The following is a 20,743-nucleotide window of genomic DNA, read 5'->3' as shown; positions in this document are numbered from 1 at the left end:
GGGGGCGGATGCCGACGCATCCGCCCCCGTTCGTCGATTCAGACCCGCGACGGCTCGCGCTCGGCTCTGGTCGTGTCCTGACCGATCACGGGCGTATCCGCGGTCGGTGCCTCGGTGACGACCAGGCGCGCCCGACGCTGCTCTGCACGCGCCTCGCGCGCCTTCCGAGCCTTCGGGCGGCCGTGCGTGAAGTAGATCGGCAGCCCGACGAAGGCGAGGCCGCCGACGAGGTTGCCGACGACGGTCGGCAGCTCGTTCCAGACGAGGTAGTCCCACACAGTGAAGTCCGCACCCATCAGCAGGCCCGAGGGGAACAGGAACATGTTGACGATCGAGTGCTCGAAGCCCATGTAGAAGAACAACATGATCGGGAGCCACATCGCGACGATCTTCCCGATCGTGCTGTCCGACACCATCGCCAGCACGACCCCCGTCGACACCATCCAGTTGCAGAGCACGCCGCGGATGAACAGTGTCAGCATCCCGGCCGCGCCGTGATCGGCGTACCCGACGGTTCTGCCATGCCCGATCTCGCTGATCGCCTCGCCGACGGGGCTGGGTTCCGTCGAGAACCCGTACGTGAAGTAGATCGCCATGAGGATCGCCACCAGGAAGGCGCCGCCGAAGTTGCCGAGGAACACGAGGCCCCAGTTGCGCATCAGCGACCCGAACGTCGCGCCGGGGCGACGGTCGAGCACCGCGAGCGGGCCGAGCGTGAACACGCCGGTCAGCAGGTCGTACCCGAGCAGATAGAGCATCACGAATCCGACGGGAAACAGAACGGCGCCGAGGAGGGGCTGACCTGTCTGCGTCGAGACCGTCACGGCGAAGGCGGCCGCGATCGTGAGCAGGGCCGCGCCCATGAAGGCGCGAATGAGGGTGTCGCGAGCGGACAGCTGCAGTTTGTAGGCGCCGGCATCGACCATGCGGGTCGCGAGCTCGGCGGGTTTGATGTAGGACACATGACCTCCACGGGACGGGAGCACGGATGCTCGGCTGCATCGAGCATGGTCGAACGGCGTTTCACTCAGCGACGCGCGAGGTTACGTCTGTGGAGCGAACCCTTCACTTCGTCGATCCAGCGGTGTGAGAAGGGCTGGCATTCAGGAGGCGTCGTAGATCTCCCGAGCGCGGGCGACGATGTCGTCCAGTCGAGACTGCAGGAAGGGTCCGGGGCATTCAGTTCCCGACCAGGTCTCCCGATGGCTGATGACGTGCTCTCTGTCGATCGCGAACGACACCGGAACGCCGTCCAAGGTGCTGCCGTCGAAGGTCGCGAGCCAGGCGATCATCCGGGCGAGCTCTTCCAGCTGCGCGGGGGTCACCCGGTACTCCGGGGCTCCGGTGGCGTTCAAGGTCTCCACCGCCAGCGAGCGCCAGTTCCAGTCGGCTCCGGTGGAGGACGGCTTGGCCCCGGGGCGGATGAGCTCGATGACGGATCCGTCGTTGCGCAGGTAGAAGGTCGGGGCGGAGGATCTCTTGTTGCAGTGCGACAGGAAGTCGAGCTGCTCGGTGGTCGTGCCCGTGTGGTGGATGACGAATCGATCGATGATCGGCGTCACCGTGTGGCGGTCGCTTCCCGCGGTGTCACGTGTCGACCGCACGGTCGGATGCGCGCAGTCCGTGAACCCCAGCGGTGCCTCGAGCCCGCGGATCGCGCGGTCGTAGACCGGCGCGTACTCCGGGAGCCCCCGCGGGTTGTCGGGATCCACTGACGTGTCGGGAGCGACGAGAGGGGGATCCTCGGGAACTGTCGAGAGCACGATTCCCGCGGCCGTGACGGCGATCCCGGCACCGGCCGCGATGAGGAAGCGTCGACGGGTGTGCGTCGACGGAGGTTTATCCGGTTCCGCCGGGGGAGAGTGCGTCATCTCCACATCTGACCACATTGCGGTGACATGTGGCCTTCGGCGCGAGCATCCGGGGTCCGACTCCGCCGCTCGGCGGAGGAGGGCCCGAGCGCGCGGCGTCGATATCCGCCGTATGACGGACGCGGGTGACCGCATCCATCGATGGAATGGAGGCAGCCCCATGCGAGCGAAGGATCGACCATGCCGAAGGACGCGGATCTTCCACCTGTGATCGTCGCGGCCCACGTCTCGAAGACGTACGGCGATCGGCGAGCTCTCGACGATGTCTCATTCGAGGTGCACGCGGGGGAGATCTTCGGAGTGCTCGGCCGGAACGGAGCCGGGAAGTCGACCCTGCTCGAGAGCATCGTCGGACTGCGGAGGCTGACGAGCGGTGAGGTGCGGGTCTTCGGCGTCGACCCGGCGCGGGACCGGCGTGCGGTCACCTCTCGAGTCAGCGTGCAGCCGCAGGCGGCCGCTCTGCCCGAGCGACTGACCGTCCTCGAGATCCTGCGCCTCTTCGCTTCGCTGCATCGGCGTCCGCGCCGCATCTTCGACGTGATCGATCTGATCGGTCTCGCAGAACAGGATGCCGTCGCGGTGCGAGACCTGTCAGGCGGACAGCTGCGACGGCTGCTGCTGGGTGTTGCGCTCATCGGGAACCCGGAACTCGTGGTGCTCGATGAGCCCTCGGCCGGCCTCGACCCCGCCGCGCGACGAGGGCTGCAGGACATCGTTCGATCGCTGGCGGCGCACGGCGTCACCGTGCTGTACTCGACCCACGACCTCACGGAAGCCACGGATCTCTGCGACCGTGTCGCGATCCTTCACGACGGCGCGCTCGCCGCCGTCGATCGGCCCGACGAACTGGTGCGACAGAGCTCCACGGTGAGCTCGATCGCCTTCACCGCGCCGGCCGGTTCCGGATTCGGCTGGTTGCGCCTCCGAGCATCCGTCACGAGCCTCACGGTCGAGGCCGTGGACGGCGGGGAGCGTGTGCTCGTCACGACGGACGACCCGGATGCCGTGCTGCGCGCCGTCATCGAGCGCCCGGGTCTGCGCACGTGGGCGTACGACGTGCGCAGAGGCTCCCTCGAGGACGTGTTCCTCGCCGTGATCGGGGATGGGATGAGCGAAGGGCAGGCCTCATGACTCGCGAGATCGAAGGGGAACCGCGGATCGGATCGGCGTTCGTCGAGATGACCGTGGCCGGCGCGAAGGAGCAGTGGCGCGACCGGCGGGGCTTGTTCTCCGCGCTCTTCTCTTTCGGCTTCTTCCTATTGTTGATGTTCGCGCTCAACCTGGCCATCAACGTCCAGGGGCGCGCTGACCCCGTCGTCGTGGTGACGGGCGAGCAGACGGCGGTCGAACGCGTGCTCATGTCGCTCGGCGAGCACGGGATCGAGGCCACATCCGGCCCGGGAGCGGACGTCTCGGTGACGGTGACCTCGGTCAGCGCGGATGTCGTCGTCGGAGTGCCCGGATCGCGTGCCCCTGCGTGGTTGGAGGTGCAACGCGCGGTCGAGGCAGCGGGGTACTCGCCCGCCGACATCACGGCGACTGAACCCGACGGTTTCGTGGTGGTCGATCTGCTCCGCGCCAATCTCGCCGGGGTCGTCTTGCTGGGGTTCCTCTCCGCGACGTTCACCGGGACGAGCCTGGCTCTCGTCACTGCACGTTCGCGCGGTCTGCTGCGGCTTCTGGGCACCACCCCGGTGCGGCGACTCGACTACGTGTGCGCTCAGATCCCGCTCCGCTTCGGGTTCGCAGCGCTCATCGCGGTCGTCACGCTGATCGTCTCGATGGTCAACGGCTATTCGTCCGGCGGCGGCATCCTGCGGCTGTCGATCACTCTCTTGGTGGGGCTGGCGATGTGCTTCTCGTTCGCGTTGCTGCTCGGCAGTCGCTCGCGAAAGCCGGAGATCATCACCCAAGCAGCGGTGATGATCCCCATCCTCGCGCTGTTCGCGACCGGGGCGGTGTTCCCCCGTACCGTCTTGCCCGAGTGGGTCTGGTCGGTGACGGACATGCTGCCGACGAACTGGCTCGTGCAGGCGGCTGGAGCCGACCTCGCGGGCACTGCGACGACTCTCCCCATCCCGGCTTTGTGGGCTCTGATGCTCGGCGCCACCGTGATCGCGACTTTGATCGCGGCACGATCGTTCGTCTGGGACGATCGGGAACGCTGACGATGGAGCGCGCGAACAGCTCATCCGAAGCCTGAAGAAGTGTCGCGCTATTCAGGTTTATGGCGCGTAGACCTGAATAGGGCGCGCAGTACGGACCTCGGGCTGCTCGTCGGTCCGGCCGGTCACCCCCGCATCCTATGCGCGACCGCTCCGGATCAGCGCCTGTCCCGACTCCGCATCACTGCGAGCACGATCGTCGGGATCAGGGTGAGCGCGACGATGCCCGCTCCCACAGCGGCGGGGCCCGCGATGCCGAGTGCGCTGCCCAGCGTCAGCCCGGCGACGGCGGATCCGACGGCGGTACCGGCGTTGAAGGCCGCCACCGCGAGCGCCGAGCCGAGCGTCGCCGCCTGTCCGGCGAAGCGCACGCTGAGATCGATGAGCACCCCGTTGGCGCTCAGACCGAAGAGCCCCAGCAGGACGACCAGGACGACCGTCGCCCACGGTGCACCCGCCACCGCGCTGATGCCGAGCAGCAGGAGCACCGTGACCGCGGGAGTGAAGATCGTGATCAGCGAGGGGTGCGCGTCGCCGAACCTGCCGCCGACGAGCGTGCCGATGAACGAGCCGATCCCGAAACCGGTGAGCACGAGCGGCACGAGCGCTGCAGGAACGCCGGCCTGATCCGTGAGGATCGGCGAGATGAACGAGTACGCCGCGAGCACTCCGCCGGTCGTCGTCATGCACGCGGCGAGGGTCACCCAGAGCCGGACCGATCGCAGGCCGGAGAACTCAGCGCGGATCGACGTGCGGGAGGTTTCGTCCTCTGCCGCGGGAACCAGTCGAGCCACGAACACCGCGGCCACAGCAGCCGCGATGGCGAGGGCCCAGAAGGTGCCGCGCCACCCCACGGACTGGGCCACGAGTGCACCGAGCGGCACGCCGAGCACGGTCGCCAGCGCGCCGCCGGCACTCACGATGCCGATGGCGCGCGCACTCGATGAGGGGCCGGCCGAACGACTGGCGACGACCGCCGACACCGCCCAGAAGGCGCCGGTGGCGAGAGCGGTGACGAACCGTGCGGCGAGCAGCACGGTGAAGTCCGACCCGAGGGCGACGATCACGTGGCCGATGATGAACACGACGAGTGCGAGCACGAGCGTCAGGCGCTTCGACAGTCGCAACGTGAGCATCGCCATGAGCGGTGCGCCGATGATCATGCCGATCGCGAAGACCGTGATCAGCATCCCGGCGCGGGCGATCGAGACGTTCAGGTCGGCCGACATCTCGGGCAGGATGCCGGCGACCACGAACTCCGTCGTGAGCATGAGGAATGTGCCGAGGGCCAGCACGTAGACGACGAGGGGCAGGCGCGGAGGCGGGGCGGATGCCGGGGGACCGGCATCCGCGTCGCGACCGACTGTCGGGGTCGATGACGTCGTGGTGCTCACGAAGACCTCCGGGTGGCTGAGTGTCGGAATCGGATGATCCTCAGTCAACGAGGATCGAGCACAGCGCGGGAGTTCCTCTCGAGACGTGTACTGGCGGGGAACCCCTGAACCAGGACCTAGCGGAACAGCACGAGCAGGTACACCGCGAACACCGCCAGGTGCGCGGCACCGTGCACCGCGGTCGCCTTCTTCGCGCTGAACGTCGTCACCGACAGCAGCATCGTCACCGCGAGTATGAGCAGGTTCGCCGGCGACTCGGCCAGCACGACCGTCTGTCCGGTCGCCATGCCGATGATCAGCACCGCGGGGATCGTCAGGCCGACGGTCGACACGAGCGCGCCATGGCAGAGGTTGCTCACCCGCTGTGCTTCGCCGCTGAGCGCCGCGCGGACCGCAGTGATCGACTCCGGCAGGAACACGATCGCCGCGATCAGCACGCCGGCGAGTGCCGGGGGAGCACCGAGTCGACCCAGTCCGTCGTCGAGAAGCGCCGCCATGTCGTGTGAGAGAAGCACGATCGGGATCACCGTGGCGACGAGCGCGGCGAGGCGGGTGACGATCTCGCGCCGGTTCTCGCGCAGCACGACACTGATGTCGGTGCGCGCGGCGGCGTCGCCCGCGGCATCCGCCACCGGCATCCGAGCGCCGATCTCAGTGAAATCCGCTGCCTGCGCGCCCATCTGACGGAACAGGAAGAACGCGTAGAGGCCCAGTGCGAGCGCGATCACGACCAGCCCCTGGCCGAGAGTGTACGAGCCGTCCGCGCCGATCAGCACGGGCAGCGCGAACGCGGAGGATACCAGCACGATCAGCATCGCGAGGTACGCCGACGTTCCGGTGCGGTTGTGCGCGAGGCCGCGGTGGCGGAGCCCGCCGACCAGCAGACAAAGGCCGATCACGAGGTTGAGGATGATCATCGAGACGGCCATGATCGAGTCGCGGGCGATGGTGGTGTGCTCGCCCGGCCCGAGCATGACGGCGGAGATGAGGATCACCTCGATGAGGACGATCGACAGCGTCAGCACGAGCGATCCGTAGGGATCCCCGAGCTTGTGCGCGAGCGCCTCCGCCTGCGTCACGACGCCGAACGCGCAGACGATCACGACGGCGACGATGAGGCTCAACGCGATGATCAGTGCCGGGGTCGGCGCGGGAGCGGCGATCAGCGGGTGCGCGAACAACAGGATGCCGAAGGCACCCCAGCCGAGGACGATGCGGGCGACGTCCGAGACGCCGATGATCCGACGATGTGCGGTGCGCGACATCTGGCGGTACTCCTTCGCGGGGTCGTCCCCGGATGAGATGACGCGAGTGGGCCGTCCCGCCCGCGCTGCCGTGTCGGCGTTCTGCGTCGATCGTAGAGTGCGTGCCTGATCAGTGCCTGTGCAAGGGCATTGGGCCGAGAAGGGGTCTGCCAGTACCGGGAACGCTCGACACTGCCGACGGAAGGGAGACGACGATGTGATGGTAGTCGGAGGGGGAGCGCGTGCTCACCTCTCGAGAAACGGAGCCACCATGAACGAACTCACTCTCAACAACGGTGTCACCATGCCGGCGATCGGGCTCGGCGTCTTCCAGAGTCCGCCGGAGGAGACGACGGATGCTGTCGCCGAGGCCCTGCGGGTCGGCTACCGTCACATCGACACCGCGGCCGCCTATCGCAATGAACGACAGGTGGGGGAGGGGATCCGCCGCTCCGGGATCCCGCGTGACGAGATCTTCCTCGAGACGAAGGTATGGGTGTCGGACTACGGTTACGATCAGACGTTGCACGCCTTCGACAAGGCCGTGGGCAAGCTCGGCGTCGAGAACCTGGACCTGCTGATCCTGCATCAGCCGGTTCCGTCTCGGTTCGACAGCGTGATCGCCGCCTATCAGGCGCTCGAGGCACTGCTCGCCGACGGACGTGTGCGGGCGATCGGGGTCAGCAACTTCATGCCCCCTCACCTCGCGCGGCTGATCGCTGAGACAGCCGTCGTGCCCGCCGTGAACCAGGTGGAGCTGCATCCGTACTTCACGCAGCAGGACGTGCAGCGTGAGGATGCCGAGCGCGGCATCCTCACTCAGGCGTGGTCGCCGATCGGCGGCATCACCTTCTACCCCGGGTGGGGCGACGAGCGCCGCAGTGTGCTGCAGGACGAGACGATCGGCGAAATCGCGCGTCGGCATGAGAAGTCGCCCGCACAGGTGATGTTGCGGTGGGGCATCCAGCAGGGGCGCTCGGTCATCCCGAAGTCGACCAATCCGATGCGGATCGCCGAGAACTTCGACGTGTTCGACTTCTCACTGTCTGTGGAGGATCTCGCGCGGATCGACGCGCTCGACACCGGAGTGCGCGGCGGCCCCGACCCCGATCAGCCGCGGGATGCGTTCTTCGACCTGGTGATCGACGAGGCCTGAGGGGGGCGGCGGGGTCAGCGGGCTCCGGATGCGATCGGGCGCATGTGGGCGCGTCGGGCGCGTCGGGTGCGTCGGCGCGTTGGGTGCGTCGGCGCGTTGCTCGCCGATGCTTCGGGTGCGCGAGGTGAGCTTCTTGTCCGTCGGCGTCTGGTGCCGTCGGCATGGTCCGACCCACTCGATGCGGGCTCCGGGGAACGTCGGAGGTCGGTCGTAGGGTGGGTCACGGCCGGAGAGAGAGCCGCCTCTAAGTACGAAATCAACCGAGAATTCCTCTTCCATCATTCGTAGTTTTGTACTATACTCTGTTCATGGATACCTCGTCTGATCTGGATCTCGAGTTTCGGGAGCGTGAGCGGATTCTCGCGTCCTGGGTCGAGACGCGGGAGCAGATCGCGGCGTTGGAAGCGGTCGCGGCGGGCCTGCTGATCGAGCAGATGGACCTGCATGATCGTGACGTGGTCGAGTTCCCCCGGCATCGGGAGGCGATCTTCCGGTCGATGGTCGCGGAGTTCTCCGCCGCAGGACACGTGTCGAAGGGGTCGATGGAATACGCCTTCACGGACGCGCGGCGGGTGCGGGACTGGCTCCCCGCTGTGCGTGCGGCCGCGCAGGCCGGGACGATCTCGGCCGCGCATGTGCGGGAGATCGCCCGGGCATCGGAAGTGATCGCGGAGGCGATCATGGCGGGGCGGGCGGATGCGGCGTTGATGGGTCTGTTCGAGGCCGCGGTGCTCCCGGTCGCAGAGACGGACACGGCGTCACGGACTCGGGTGCATGGGCGGGAGGTCGCGTCGTCGCTCGTCGGGGAGACCGTCGTGGATCGGCACAAGCGTGCCGCGCGAGAGAGGTCCGTGACGGTGCGGTCCCTGGATGACGGGCTGGCGATCCTGACCGCGGTGTTGCCGGAGTGGATCGCCGTCGCGATCCAGGACCGGATCACGCGCATGTCGCAGCAGGTGATCGCGGACCGTGACACCCGTGAACCCACCCTCGATACCGCGGAACCCGACGCGGACGGGTCGCTGAGTGCGGACGATCTGGACCCGTGGGATCCGCGCCTGGATGAGCATGACCGTCTCGATGAGGAGGCGGTGATCTTCAGCGCCGACGGGGCCACGTTCACCCGCGACCCCGACGACGACATCGAGCATGTGCCCGCGGACACGCGGAGTCTGGATGAGGTGCGGGCGGACGTGTTCACCGACCTGCTCCTCGCCGGCACCCCGGGCGCCGCGGTCGGTGACGCGGCCGGCGCGGTCCAGGCGCGCATTCAGGTCACGGTCGCTGCGACCACCCTGGCTGGGGCGGATGACCGGCCGGCACAGTTGGATGGGTACGGGGAACTCGATCCCGACATCGCTCGGGATCTCGCCGGTGCGCATGGCGGGTGGACGCGCCTGTTCCTCGACCCCACCGGCCTGCTCACCCACACCGACACGTATACCCCGACCGCGGCGATGCGTCGGTATCTGCGGGCGAGGGACCAGCATTGCCGGTTCCCGGGATGCCAGACACCGGTCCACAGGTGTGACATCGACCACAACCAGGATCATGCCCGGGGTGGGGCGACGTCGATCGACAACCTCGCCCACTTCTGCCGGTCGCATCACACGTTGAAGCATCCCGACGTCCCGGATCCGTACCGGTGGACCGCACAGCAACACGCTGACGGGACCATCACCTGGCACAGCCCCCTCCACCACGCCTACACCGACCGCGTCCCCCGACGCGTCATGTTCACCTGACAGCGGGGCGATCCACGCACGACGTGCAGCCGGCAGGCTGGTCTGTTCAGCGGTCTTTCTTCGGTCCAGCGGTTGTCCGGCCCCGCCGCTCGGCCTGCCGGTGCGGATGTCCCGGCCCCGCCGCTCGGCTGCTAGAGCGGGTGTCCCTGGTGTCGGCTACCGTGAACCGATGGCTGCCGACACCCGCACGGAGCGCTTGATCCTGACGCCGATCGATTCCGCCGATCCCGAGTTGGTGCAGGCGCTCTTCGAGATCCAGTCGGACCCGGCGACGTGGACGCATCTCCCGGACGGAGTCGAGACCGACGTCGCGCAGAGTCGGGCCATGGCCGAGGACTACGCGCGCTCCTGGCGAGACTTCGGGCTCGGATGGTGGGCGATCCGCACCGCGGACCGGCTCGGCGAGCTCGCCCCGGGAGCGATCATCGGCCTCGGCGGTGCCGCGGTCCGGCGTCCCGACGTGCGCGCGTGGAACCTCGGCTATCGCCTGGCCCGGGATGCCTGGGGGCACGGTTTCGCCACCGAGGTGGGCATCGCGGCACGTCGCGCCGCCGCGGCTGCCCGCCCCGACCTCCCGGTCACCGCGCGAGCGCTCACCCGGAACCCCGCATCCTGGCGCACGCTCGAACGCGTCGGGCTGAACCTGGCCTGGGAGGGGGACGATCCCGCCGACTACCCGCTCACGTCCGGGCTGCTGCGTCGGGTCTATGCCGACCGCGAGGTGCCGCCGGAGCTGTTGGCGCAACTCATCGCCCTCGGCTGACGGACGTCACCGCTCAGGTTCCCGCTTCCCTCCCCGCGCCCTGCGTGCCGTTCGGCACCTCGTCTGTCTCTTCCTGGAATCCGGTGCCGCCGATGCGCTACGCGTGACACCGGCCCGCCCCCGTCTCGGCTTACCGCGGGGCATGTTCTCGGAGAAAGCGGAGCCTATTTCCGTGACCGGTCACGCGAATATGTCGTCACACCTTGACTACGCAGTCAGAATGCTCGTACTCTCAGGATGCCTGTCAGAGAGGAGGGTGGATGGACGAGGTCGTTCCCCGAGCACGACGCGTGTCGATGACCGACGTCGCGCGCATCGCCGGCGTCTCTCAGAAGACGGTGTCCCGTGTCATCAATGACGAGCCCTACGTGACCGACAGCATCCGCGAACGCGTGCTCGCCGTCGTCGAGCAGGTGGGATTTCGCCCCAACGCGGCCGCACGGGCGCTCGTCACCCAGCGCTCTCGCCGCATCGGCGTCGTCGCACTCGGCGGCACCGCGTTCTATGGGCCGAGTTCGGTGCTCGCCGAAGTCGAGGCGGTCTCCCGCAAGGCCGGCTATGCGCTCAGCGTGGTGCGCACGGATCCGGGCGCGGGCGCCGACATCCAAGCCGCGATCGACACCCTTGCAGCGCAGGGGGCGGAGGGGATCGTCATCTCCGAACCCGTCGACTTCGGCAAGGGACTCCTGACGGTTCCCGACGGCATCGAGGTGCTCACCTTCGGCATGCGACCGGTGACCAGCAGCCCGCGCGAGCTCATCATCGGAGCCGATGAGTCGTCGGGCGCGCGCGACGCGACCGAACATCTGCTGGTGCAGGGGCATGCGACCGTGCACCACATCGCCGGCCCCATGAACTGGCAGTCGAGCCGCTCGCGGCGCGACGGCTGGCGCCGTGCGCTCGACGACGAGGGAGTCTCCGTCGTCGACCCGGCCGAGAGCGACTGGACGCCGTCCGGCGGCTATGACGCCATGCGCGCCCTGCTGTCGGATGCCGTCGCGACAGGCGTGCCGTGCACCGCCGTGTTCGTCGCCAACGACCAGATGGCGATCGGGGCGATGGCGGCGATCCGTGACGCCGGGCTGCGCGTGCCGCACGACGTCGCGATCATCGGATTCGACGACATCGACGTGGCGGCCTTCCAGGCCGTGCCGCTCTCGACAGTCCGCCAGAACTTCGCCGAGACGTCCCGTATCGGGATGCACCGGCTCCTCCGCGCGCTCGACGGCCACGCGCCAGGTACCGCGAACCGCAAGCTCCAGGCTCAGCTCATCATCCGTGAGTCGAGCCAGATCACCCCCGCGAACTGACGTCCGCCACCACCCCCGGTGGGCACCATCGCACGATATGACAACGTAGTCAGGAGTATCGAATGACCTTCTCTCCCCATCCGCCAGGACTGTCCCGACGGGACGTCCTCCGGCTGTTCGCGATCGGCGGGGGCGCCGCGCTGCTGGGCTCGAGCCTCGCCGCCTGTGCTCCGGGAACCGCCACGCCCGTGGCATCCGGCAGCGTCGATCTCTCGTTCTGGACGCACGACGACGGATACATCGCGTTCTTCGGCGAGGCCCTCGCCCTCGCCGAGTCGACCTCGAGCTTCCGTTACAACATGGAGATCACCAAGGCCGGCGCCGCCGACATCGTCACCAAGCTCATCGCGCAGGCGGTCGCCGGCACGGGCACTCCGGACGTCGTCGGTCTCGAGATCGGAGCATTCTCCCGGATGCTGCGCGGCGACATCGCCCCGGAGCTCCTCGCCGACTTCAGCGGCGCGATCGCGCCGATCGCCGACGACCTCATCACCGCGCGCCTGACGCCGTTCAGCAAGGACGGCAAGCTCTACGCCCTCGACTCCGACACCCCGCTCACCGTGCTGTATCACCGCGCCGACGAGTACGAGCGCCTCGGACTCACCACCGACTTCGGCACCTGGGAGGAGTTCGGCAAGGTCGGCGCCCAGGTCGCAGAGCGCGAAGGCGTCGCACTCAGCGCGGTCGCCACCAGCGACCCCGGCGGCACCGTGCAGAACTGGCACATCCATCTCCTCCAGCGCGGCGGAGACCTCTTCGACGAAGACGGCAACGCCACCCTCGAGACACCAGAGGCGGAGGACGCCCTGAAGTTCGTGGCGGACGGCGTCCAGTCCGGCGCGATCGCGACGGTCGCCGACATGTACGGCCCGAGCGTGCAGAGCGGCCTGAAGTCCGGCAAGATCCTCGGCGTCAACATGCCGTCCTGGTACGCGAGCTATGGCATCAAGCCCAACGTCCCCGAGCAGTCCGGGCAGTGGCGCATCGCCCCGCTCCCACGCTTCGCCGGTGGCGGCGGACGTACGGCCGTCGGCGGTGGCACCGGTTTCGGAGCGCTCAAGGGCAAGGCGGCCACCGAGGCCGGCATCCATCTGGTCACCACGGCGTATCTTGAGCCCGAGCAGCAGATCGCGCGGTACAAGGCGATGGGCTACCTGCCCACCCGCCGCTCGGTCTTCGACTCGACGGAACTCGCGGCGATCGAGGACGAGTACTTCGGTGGCCAGCGGCTCTTCGAGACCTACCGGGACATCGTCGACGACGTGCCCGACGTGCACCAGAGCGCCAACAGCTCGATCATGACGACCGTGCTCTCCGGGCATCTGTTGCGCGCCTACAAGGGCCAGGTCAGCCCTGCCCAAGCACTGCGTGACGCCGCCGCCGACTACAAGGGACAGGCCAGAGGATGAGCGCCACCACCCACACCGAGCTCAATGTCGTTCCCCGTCTGAAGGGGCGCGCTCCCCGTGGCGGGCGCATCCGAGGAGGAGCCGCGCCCTACCTCTTCATCGCACCGTTCTACGTGCTCTACGGCCTGTTCATGATCATCCCGGTCGGTGCCGCCATCGTGCTGAGCCTCACCGAATGGGTCGGACTCGGCACCCCCAACTGGATCGGCCTTCAGAACTACGCCGACCTCTTCCGTGACACCAGCTTCGGCAACGCTCTGGGCAACTCCGCGATCTACACCGCGATCGCCGTGCTCATCGTCGTGCCGGTGTCGCTGCTCGTCGCCCAGGCTCTGAATGCCCGCAACCTCAAGCTGCGCGACCTGTTCCGGGTGGCGTACTTCGTGCCGATGGTGCTCTCGCCGATCGTGATCGCGCTGATCTACAGCCTGATCTTCGATCGGGACTACGGCCTTCTCAACGCCTCGCTCACGGCGCTGTTCGGCCTTCCGAACACGGACTGGCTCGGCGACCCCACCCTCGCGAAGGGCGCGATCGGGTTCGTGCTGCTGTGGCGGACCGTCGGCTACCTGACGATCTTCTTCCTCGCCGCTCTGCAGAACGTCCCCGGCGAGCTTTACGAGGCGGCGGCGCTCGACGGTGCGGGCCCCGTGCGCTCGTTCTTCACCGTCACCGTGCCCTCGATCCGTCCGGTCACCGCCTTCGTGATCGTGACGTCCTTCATCAGTGCGGCGCAGCTCTTCGACGAGCCCTATCTGCTCACGAAGGGCGGCCCCGGTGAAGCCACCCTCAGCGTCGCCATGTTCATCTATCGGGCCGCGTTCGAGCGGCAGCAGTTCGGCTACGCCGCGGCTGCGGGCGTGGTGCTGTTCGCCATCGTCTTCATCGTCAGCCAGGGCCTGAACCGCCTGCTCGGCATCGGGAGGGACTCATGACCGCCATCGCAGAACCCCAGACCACGCCGACACCTGCGAGAGAACCGCGCAAGAGCGCACCGAAGCCCCGAACGGGGAAGATCGCACGCCGCGCCCTGCTCTACGTCACGCTGGTCGCCCTCCTGCTCGTCTTCATCGCGCCGTTGGTCTGGGCGCTGAGCGGATCTCTCAAAGAGCGCGGCGACATCTTCGCGGTGCCGCCGACGCTGATCCCCGACCCCGTGACCATCGAGAACTACGTCAACCTGCTCTCGACCCAGCCGTTCTTCGCCTGGTTCGGCATGAGCATCGGCACCTCGACCATCGCCACCGCGGTGTCGGTGTTCGTCTGCGCGCTCGCGGGGTACGGCTTCGCGAAGTTCCGCTTCCGCGGCCGCCGCGTCCTGTTCGCGGTGATGTTCAGCTCGCTGTCGATCCCGTTCGCGGTGATCCTCGTGCCGCTGTTCATCCTCGTGGTGAAGAGCGGACTCGCGAACCCGTGGTTCTCGCTGATCGTGCCCTGGGTCGCCCCCGCGTTCGGAATCTTCATGATGCAGCAGTTCATCGTTCAGTCCGTCCCGGACGACATCATCGAGGCGGCCAGGATCGACGGATGCTCGGAGTTCGGCACCTTCTGGCGGGTCGTGCTTCCGCTGCTGCGGCCGTCGCTCGGAGCACTCGCGGTCTGGAGCTTCCTGCAGAGCTACAACAGCTTCATGTGGCCACTGGTGCTGGTGTCCGACTCGCAGCAGTACACGATCCCGCTCGGGCTCAACATCCTGTTCGCCTCGGAGAACCGCTCCTACGACCTCGTCCTCGCGGGCGCCGTGCTCGCATCGATCCCGACGATCCTCGTGTTCATCCTGCTCCGCAAGCAGCTGCTCGAGGGACTGACCGCCGGCGCGGTGAAGGGGTGAGCGGCCGTGACGCTCGCAGAGGACACCACAGACCCCAGAGAAAGGAAGTCGACGTCCATGTCGCACCTCGATGACTCCGTCCTGTTCGGAGCCGCGTACTACCACGAATACCTGCCGACGCCCCGGCTCGATGAGGACATGCGCCTCATGAAGGAGGCCGGGTTCACCGTCATCCGCGTCGGAGAATCGGTATGGTCCACGTGGGAACCCGACGACGGCGTCTTCGACCTCGAGTGGCTGGCGCCCGTGCTCGATGCGGCGCACGAGAACGGCATCCGCGTGATCCTCGGCACCCCGACGTACGCCGTGCCGATGTGGCTGGCCCGTCAGCTGCCCGAGATCAACGTCGAGCGCGGCACCGGGACGAGGATGGGCTGGGGAGCGCGGCAGGAGATCGATTACGCGCACCCCGCATTCCTGTTCCACGCCGAGCGGGTGATCCGCCGCATCATCGCCCGCTACGCCGACCACCCCGCGGTGATCGGGTATCAGGTCGACAACGAACCGGGCATGGTCCCGTTCTCGAACGACCAGGTCTTCCAGCGTTTCGTAGACGCGCTGCGCCGCGAGTACGGCTCGGTCGAGGCGCTCAACGAGGCGTGGGGGCTGACGTACTGGTCACATCGCCTGATCGACTGGGCGGATCTCTGGCGCCCCGACGGCAACGCGCAGCCGCAGTACTCGCTCGCCTGGCGGCGGTTCCAGGGTGAACTCACCACCGCGTTCATCTCGTGGCAGGCCGACATCGTGCGCGAGTACTCGAGGGACGACCAGTTCGTCACGACCTGCATCGCCTACGACCGTGAGACCGCGGATGAGGTCGCACTCACGCGTGGCCTCGACATCACGGCGGGCAACCCGTACTACCGGATGCAGGATGCCTTCGCGCTGCCGAACGACGACGAGAGCGCGCAGTACTGGACGAGCTCCGGTGTCTGGGCACTGATCAACTCCGCCGACCGGATGTACGGCACCAAACAGGCGCCGTTCCTCGTGACCGAGACCAATGCGCAGGCGATCGGGATGCCGTGGGTCAACGAGCCCGCGTACGACGGGCAGTGGCGACAGGCTGCCTGGGCGCTCGTCTCGCGCGGCGCGAACATGATCGAGTACTGGCACTTCCACACCCTGCACGCCGGTGCCGAGACGTACTGGGGCGGTGTGCTGCCGCACAGCCAGCAGCCGGGGCGGGTCTTCCGCGAGATCGCGCAGCTCGGCGCAGACTTCGCGACCGCGGGCTCTCGAGTCGCGGGGCTCACTCCGGATGCCGATGTCGCGATCCTCTTCGACACCGACAGCAAGTGGGCACAGGCCGAGCATCCGTCGCTCTCGCGCGACGGCGAGCCGGACCGTCGAGGGTTCCAGACCGTGCGCGACGCGTTCGTGCGGGGCGTCTTCGAGGCGGGCTTGCAGGGGCGGGCGGTGCACGCGGCGCAACTGCGCGGCATCGATCCCGCCGCCTACGCAGCCGAGGTCCCGGTGCTGATCGCCGCTGCCTTCACGATCGCGACGGATGCCGATCTCGTCTGGCTCCGCGACTACGCCGCCGCCGGCGGGCATCTCGTGCTCGGCATCCGCACCGGGTACGAGGACGAGCAGGCCCGTGCGCGTCTCGAGCGCAAGCCCGCGCTCCTGGATGAGGCCGCGGGGGTCTGGTACGACGAGTTCTCCAACCTCGCGTCGCCGCTGCGGGTCGAGGGCAGCGAAGAATTCGAGGTGCCCGCCGACGCGACCGCTCGGCTGTGGGCCGATGGTCTGCAGGTCGAGGGTGCGGAGATCCTGGCGACCTACGTGCACCCGCACTTCGGACGCTGGCCGGCCGCCACGACGAAGGCTCACGGCACCGGGCGCATCACCTACGTCGGCACGGTGCCGAGTCACGGGTTCGCGGCGGCGATCGCGGACTGGGCTGTGCGTGTCGGCGCGGGGGAGACCGGGTGGCGTCCCGGGAACGACGCCCAGTCCGTGCAGAACTCGACCAACCGCGCGGGGGAGCACGTGCACGTCGTGCACAACTGGTCGTGGGATCCGTCGACCTACGTGCTGCCGGATGGCGCAGAGGACGTCCTCAGCGGCGAACAGTTCGCCGCCGGTGCGGAGATCGAGCTCGGGGCCTGGGACGTACGGGTGTTTGCCTCGGCGTGAGGAGCATCGAGAAGAGAGAAGGCGAGGGGACAGAGCCGAAGGGGCTCGCACCGGATAGTCCGGTGCGAGCCCCTTCTCATGCCCCGTCGGGAGTCACGTTCCCTCGGGGAGTGTCGATCAGGCCGAACGACGTCGACGGATCGCGAACACGACCGCGCCCGCGAGAGCGAGCAGGATGCCGACACCCAGCAGTGCGAACGGAGCACTGCCACCCGTCGTCGCCAGGTCGTTCACGCCCGGCGTGCCCGGGTGGGCCGGGTCGACGGCAGGCTGCTCCGTGCCACCGGCATCCGTGCCCGGAGTCTCCGGCGTGGTCGGGTCGACGGGATCGACCGGGTCGACCGTGCGCACGATCACGCCGGCGTCCCACGTCGGGTCGATGCCCTCGGTCGCCTTGACATCGGCCCACGGGTACTCGTGCGTGAGGCGGATGTTGTCCGGTCCCAGCACGATCGTGCGGGTCAGGCCCGTCTGCGGGTCGGCGTCGGAATCGATCTCGTCGTCGGTCCCGGCATCCGCCTGGGTGAACGAGTAGATCTTCTTCTGCTCATCCGTCAGCGTGAACCGCACCTGGTATTCGCCGGCCGGCAGCTCGTCGAACAGGTAGCGACCGTGATCGTCGGTCGTCGTGGTCGCGATGACCACGCCGTCCTGGATCAGTTCGACCGTCACGCCGGGGAGTACCTGCTCGTCGTCGCCCTGTCTGCCGTCCTTGTCGGCGTCGATCCACGTCACGTCGCCGATCGCGTAGGTCTTCGTCGGCTCGGGCGTCTCGCCGGGGGTGTTGTAGAGCACCACATCGGCGGTCGTGCCGTCGGCATCCACCGTGATCCGGCTCAGCTGCTCAGCCTTCCCGTAGCCGCTCGGAGCGACGTCCTCACGGAGCCAGTAGGTGCCGGGGATCGTGACCGTCGGCGTGGAGCCGTCGGCCGTTACGATCTTCCCCTCGACCACGCGCAGATCACTCAGCGCGACCGTCTGCTGGTCGTCGTTCAACACCGAGAACCGCGCTCCGGCATCCGTGATCAGCTTTCCGGCATCCGTGCTGTCGCGCTTGAGCAGGCTCAGCGGATAGTCGTTCGTCGGGGTGATGGTCGCTCCCGTAGAGCCGATGACGTTCGTGATGCCCACGTTCGCCTGGAAATCCGTGACCTGCACCTTGAAGTACAGCGCAACGGTCTGCCCGCTCGTCAGGCGTCCCTTCTCGAGGGTGACCCGGTTGGTCTCGGCGTCGTAGTCGGCCGTGATGTTCGAGCCGGGGATCGCGTAGCTCGAGCCGCCAGTCGTCGTGCCCGAGGTCACGTCGCCGGGGGCGACGAAGCCGAGGAACTCGACGCCTGCAGGCAGCACGTCGCTGACGTCCTCCACCATGTTGCTGAACGTGCCGTGCGGCATCAGTTCGACGCGGTAGATGAAGTCCGACTGGGTCAGCTCGCCCTCGTCGTCGAGACCGACGCGCAGGCTACCGGTGAACGAGTCGTTCGCGGCGTCGTAGACCCGCTTGCGGACCTCCATCTCGTTGCCGTAGCTGGTGGCCGTCGTGCGCGACGAGGAGGTGTAGGTGATCTCCTGGCTCTCGCCTTCGTAGCGCGCGGAGTTCGCGACCTCGATGGTCTGCTTGCCCTGGATGACCTGCGTCGGAAGCTCGACCGTGATGGTCCAGCGCCCGGTGAAGGGTGCCTCGGCGGATGCTCCCCACGAGGCGTCCTTCGGGAACTCGGCGTTCGGTGCGATCACGAGGTTGCCCTCGTCATCGATGCTCACGTCGAAGGTGCTCCCGTCGAGCGGGTAGTTCCAGTCGTACATTCCGGTGATCGATGCCTTGATCGCAGGCAGCGTGGCCTCGGTCACGTCGAAGACCGAGTGGTCGATCACGTCGACGATCCGCGATGACGAGGCGTCGCCGACGCCCTGGCCGATCGTGAAGGTGTACGGGATGTTCGTCGAGGTGCCGGGCGTCACGGTGAGCCCACCGTTGGTCGTGGTCTTCTGGAAACGTGACGGGTCGTCGACGCCCCCGGAGGTGTCCTTCGGCACCGTGATGGTGGTCGTCGCGGACTTCGACTCATAGCGGCCATCGGCGTACGCGAAGTAGGCGTTGTTCACGACGCGATACTGGCTGGCGTACTGGGTCTCACCGCTCGTGCTCGCGGGGAGCTTGCCGATCTCGGCGGCGATCTTCAGCGTGTACTCCTTGGCGACATCCTTGCCGATGTTCACGTAGAGGTTGCGGCCGTCGATCGCGTAGGTGTTCACGAACTCGTCCGCGGCGATCGCCTGCTCGATGTTCCCGGTCAGTCCCTCGGCCGCGGTGAGCACGACGGGTGCGCCGTCCTGGTCGGTCAGCACGAGGAAGTCCGCGTCGTCCGAGAGCCACGAGGCCTCGGCCGGCAGGGCGTCGCGGATCACGACGTTACGCGTCAGGGCGAAGGGGCCGTCGGCGAAGTCCGCGAAGACCGTGAGGTCGGCGCGCAGCGTGTATGTCGCGCGGATGGGCTCATCGAGCGTCGAGCCTGCGGGCAGCGTCGTGGGGAGGGTGACCGCGGCGGGGTCCACGCTCTTGCCGAACGCCGCGCCGGTGCCGGGGCGCGTCTGGCCCTTCACATCGCCACGGATGGTGGTCGTGGCCGTGCTCTTCTGCCCGTTCACGTCGACCTGGTTGGTGAGCGTGGTCGAGTACGAGCCGCCGTTGATCGGGTCGACGCGGTCGTACGAGGCCTGCAGCTCGGCGCGGATCGCCTCGAGTGCGGCGGCATCCGCGATGCGGGCCTTGTAGGTGAGCGTGTAGACCGAGTTCGCCTCTGCGCGGAACGAGACGTCGAACGAGGTGCCCGAGATGCTCGGCAGGCCGGTGACCGCCGAGGTCACGGGGTTCAGGTCGTCCGCATCGCGGACCACCTTGCTGCCGGCGAGCGAGCCGTCGACGAGCACGAGGTTCGCACCGAGGGTGTCGGCGATGACGACGTCGCGCGCGTCCTTGCTGGACACGGTGATCGTATAGGGGAGCTCGATGTCGAGTGCGCTGTCGTCGATGATGACGCGTCCGTCGACGACCGAGTGGGGGATCGTGACTCCGCCGACTGACTTCGACGAGGACGTCGAGGTCGACTGGGGCTTCTCACCCGGCTTGGTCACGATGACCTTCTGCGTGGTGGGGGTGCCGTCGACGCTCCAGACCAGGTCGCGCGACTGTGAGGTCTCCACCTCGTCGAGCACGAACGAGAGGTCGAGGACGCCCTGGTTCACATCCCCGGGGAACGGGTCCATGAAGGTGACGACGAGCTCGCCGGCGGCGTTCACCTCGAGCGACTTCACGGCCGTGTTGCCCGCGGGGACGGTGAGCGCAGCCTCGGGGATGGTGATGCCCTCGGGCAGCTCGATGGTGACGACGGCGCCATCGTCCATGCTGCCGTAGCCGAGCTGGAAGGCGTAGGTCGCGCCTTCGGTCAGCACGGGAGTGCCGTTGTGCGTGGTGCCGGATTCCACGGGGAAGACCGTGACCGAGCCGCCGGCGGCCAGAGCGGGGGTGCTCAGACCGAGAACGGCGAGGAGGGCGACGAGGACTCCCGCCACCCAGGTGGTGAATATCCGCGCAGGGGAACGCTGCGCGCTGTGTTCAGACAATCGGATTCTCCAGATACAAATAAGGGGACGCGTCGGTGTGGACGCGCCCCTGCGTCGGCGTCTTCTGGGGACGCCCGGATGAAGCA

At 67.9% G+C, this 20,743-nt stretch carries 15 protein-coding genes; 10 read left to right on the top strand and 5 right to left on the bottom strand.

Going from position 1 to position 20,743, the window contains the following annotated elements; all coding sequences use genetic code 11:
- Nucleotides 1–38: 38 nt before the first annotated feature.
- Together ACI3KS_RS03975 and ACI3KS_RS03970 are read right to left on the bottom strand one after the other, a co-directional pair.
- On the bottom strand, nt 39–962 hold the full coding sequence (locus ACI3KS_RS03975) for a formate/nitrite transporter family protein (protein WP_404915435.1): 924 nt from the start codon (nt 960–962) through the stop codon (nt 39–41).
- Nucleotides 963–1,103: 141 nt separating this feature from the next.
- Nucleotides 1,104–1,871 (bottom strand): peptidoglycan recognition family protein, encoded by a 768-nt coding sequence (locus ACI3KS_RS03970; RefSeq protein ID WP_404915433.1) that lies wholly within the window; start codon nt 1,869–1,871, stop codon nt 1,104–1,106.
- Between the two features lie 180 nt (nt 1,872–2,051).
- Between ACI3KS_RS03970 and ACI3KS_RS03965 the strand changes: the two genes are divergently transcribed.
- Both ACI3KS_RS03965 and ACI3KS_RS03960 read left to right on the top strand, forming a co-directional pair.
- Complete coding sequence (locus tag ACI3KS_RS03965; protein WP_404915431.1) at nt 2,052–3,002, top strand: ABC transporter ATP-binding protein; 951 nt, start codon at nt 2,052–2,054, stop codon at nt 3,000–3,002.
- Entirely contained in the window at nt 2,999–4,039 is a 1,041-nt protein-coding gene (locus ACI3KS_RS03960; protein ID WP_404915429.1) for an ABC transporter permease, read from the top strand. Before ACI3KS_RS03965 ends, ACI3KS_RS03960 begins: the two co-directional genes overlap by 4 nt.
- Before the next feature lie 155 nt (nt 4,040–4,194).
- On the opposite strand, the gene ACI3KS_RS03955 is transcribed toward ACI3KS_RS03960, so the two are convergent.
- Nucleotides 4,195–5,430 carry an MFS transporter gene (locus tag ACI3KS_RS03955; protein ID WP_404915427.1) on the bottom strand — a complete coding sequence of 412 codons (1,236 nt, stop codon included), beginning with the start codon at nt 5,428–5,430 and terminating at the stop codon, nt 4,195–4,197.
- 116 nt (nt 5,431–5,546) lie between these two features.
- A complete protein-coding gene (locus ACI3KS_RS03950) occupies nt 5,547–6,695 on the bottom strand; it encodes a calcium:proton antiporter (RefSeq protein WP_404915425.1) in 1,149 nt (382 codons plus the stop codon).
- Nucleotides 6,696–6,945: 250 nt separating this feature from the next.
- Here ACI3KS_RS03950 and ACI3KS_RS03945 point away from each other — a divergent pair, with 250 nt between their 5' ends.
- The 8 genes from ACI3KS_RS03945 (at nt 6,946) to ACI3KS_RS03910 (ending at nt 17,033) form a co-directional block, all read left to right on the top strand.
- Nucleotides 6,946–7,830, top strand: a complete 885-nt coding sequence (locus ACI3KS_RS03945; protein ID WP_404915423.1) for an aldo/keto reductase — start codon at nt 6,946–6,948, stop codon at nt 7,828–7,830.
- Between the two features lie 308 nt (nt 7,831–8,138).
- Nucleotides 8,139–9,575 carry a DUF222 domain-containing protein gene (locus ACI3KS_RS03940; protein ID WP_404915421.1) on the top strand — a complete coding sequence of 479 codons (1,437 nt, stop codon included), beginning with the start codon at nt 8,139–8,141 and terminating at the stop codon, nt 9,573–9,575.
- 169 nt (nt 9,576–9,744) lie between these two features.
- The gene (locus ACI3KS_RS03935; protein ID WP_404915419.1) at nt 9,745–10,338 is read left to right on the top strand and encodes a GNAT family N-acetyltransferase; all 594 of its coding nucleotides are present in this window, start codon (nt 9,745–9,747) and stop codon (nt 10,336–10,338) included.
- Between the two features lie 260 nt (nt 10,339–10,598).
- Nucleotides 10,599–11,648 carry a LacI family DNA-binding transcriptional regulator gene (locus ACI3KS_RS03930; RefSeq protein WP_404915417.1) on the top strand — a complete coding sequence of 350 codons (1,050 nt, stop codon included), beginning with the start codon at nt 10,599–10,601 and terminating at the stop codon, nt 11,646–11,648.
- Between the two features lie 62 nt (nt 11,649–11,710).
- The gene (locus ACI3KS_RS03925) at nt 11,711–13,057 is read left to right on the top strand and encodes an ABC transporter substrate-binding protein (RefSeq protein WP_404915415.1); all 1,347 of its coding nucleotides are present in this window, start codon (nt 11,711–11,713) and stop codon (nt 13,055–13,057) included.
- Nucleotides 13,054–13,992: a carbohydrate ABC transporter permease gene (locus ACI3KS_RS03920; protein ID WP_404915413.1), complete on the top strand. Its 939-nt coding sequence runs from the start codon at nt 13,054–13,056 to the stop codon at nt 13,990–13,992. Before ACI3KS_RS03925 ends, ACI3KS_RS03920 begins: the two co-directional genes overlap by 4 nt.
- The gene (locus ACI3KS_RS03915) at nt 13,989–14,888 is read left to right on the top strand and encodes a carbohydrate ABC transporter permease (protein ID WP_404915411.1); all 900 of its coding nucleotides are present in this window, start codon (nt 13,989–13,991) and stop codon (nt 14,886–14,888) included. Before ACI3KS_RS03920 ends, ACI3KS_RS03915 begins: the two co-directional genes overlap by 4 nt.
- 57 nt (nt 14,889–14,945) lie before the next feature.
- Nucleotides 14,946–17,033 carry a beta-galactosidase gene (locus ACI3KS_RS03910; RefSeq protein ID WP_404915409.1) on the top strand — a complete coding sequence of 696 codons (2,088 nt, stop codon included), beginning with the start codon at nt 14,946–14,948 and terminating at the stop codon, nt 17,031–17,033.
- A gap of 117 nt (nt 17,034–17,150) precedes the next feature.
- On the opposite strand, the gene ACI3KS_RS03905 is transcribed toward ACI3KS_RS03910, so the two are convergent.
- On the bottom strand, nt 17,151–20,657 hold the full coding sequence (locus tag ACI3KS_RS03905) for an SdrD B-like domain-containing protein (RefSeq protein WP_404915407.1): 3,507 nt from the start codon (nt 20,655–20,657) through the stop codon (nt 17,151–17,153).
- Nucleotides 20,658–20,743 lie beyond the last annotated feature (86 nt).

The organism is Microbacterium sp. ZW T5_45, from assembly GCF_044987415.1.
Lineage (GTDB): Bacteria > Actinomycetota > Actinomycetes > Actinomycetales > Microbacteriaceae > Microbacterium.
Note: the sequence above shows the minus strand (reverse complement) of the source record. Positions and strands in the feature narration are given on the sequence as shown.

Excerpts from the sequence above, each read along its gene's own strand:
- ACI3KS_RS03930 (WP_404915417.1), top strand. The coding sequence starts at position 10,599 with ATGGACGAGGTCGTTCCCCGAGCACGACGCGTGTCGATGACCGACGTC.
- ACI3KS_RS03910 (WP_404915409.1), top strand. The coding sequence starts at position 14,946 with ATGTCGCACCTCGATGACTCCGTCCTGTTCGGAGCCGCGTACTACCAC.
- ACI3KS_RS03920 (WP_404915413.1), top strand. The coding sequence starts at position 13,054 with ATGAGCGCCACCACCCACACCGAGCTCAATGTCGTTCCCCGTCTGAAG.
- ACI3KS_RS03935 (WP_404915419.1), top strand. The coding sequence starts at position 9,745 with ATGGCTGCCGACACCCGCACGGAGCGCTTGATCCTGACGCCGATCGAT.
- ACI3KS_RS03915 (WP_404915411.1), top strand. The coding sequence starts at position 13,989 with ATGACCGCCATCGCAGAACCCCAGACCACGCCGACACCTGCGAGAGAA.
- ACI3KS_RS03970 (WP_404915433.1), bottom strand. The coding sequence starts at position 1,871 with ATGACGCACTCTCCCCCGGCGGAACCGGATAAACCTCCGTCGACGCAC.
- ACI3KS_RS03950 (WP_404915425.1), bottom strand. The coding sequence starts at position 6,695 with ATGTCGCGCACCGCACATCGTCGGATCATCGGCGTCTCGGACGTCGCC.
- ACI3KS_RS03965 (WP_404915431.1), top strand. The coding sequence starts at position 2,052 with ATGCCGAAGGACGCGGATCTTCCACCTGTGATCGTCGCGGCCCACGTC.
- ACI3KS_RS03945 (WP_404915423.1), top strand. The coding sequence starts at position 6,946 with ATGAACGAACTCACTCTCAACAACGGTGTCACCATGCCGGCGATCGGG.
- ACI3KS_RS03960 (WP_404915429.1), top strand. The coding sequence starts at position 2,999 with ATGACTCGCGAGATCGAAGGGGAACCGCGGATCGGATCGGCGTTCGTC.
- ACI3KS_RS03940 (WP_404915421.1), top strand. The coding sequence starts at position 8,139 with ATGGATACCTCGTCTGATCTGGATCTCGAGTTTCGGGAGCGTGAGCGG.
- ACI3KS_RS03925 (WP_404915415.1), top strand. The coding sequence starts at position 11,711 with ATGACCTTCTCTCCCCATCCGCCAGGACTGTCCCGACGGGACGTCCTC.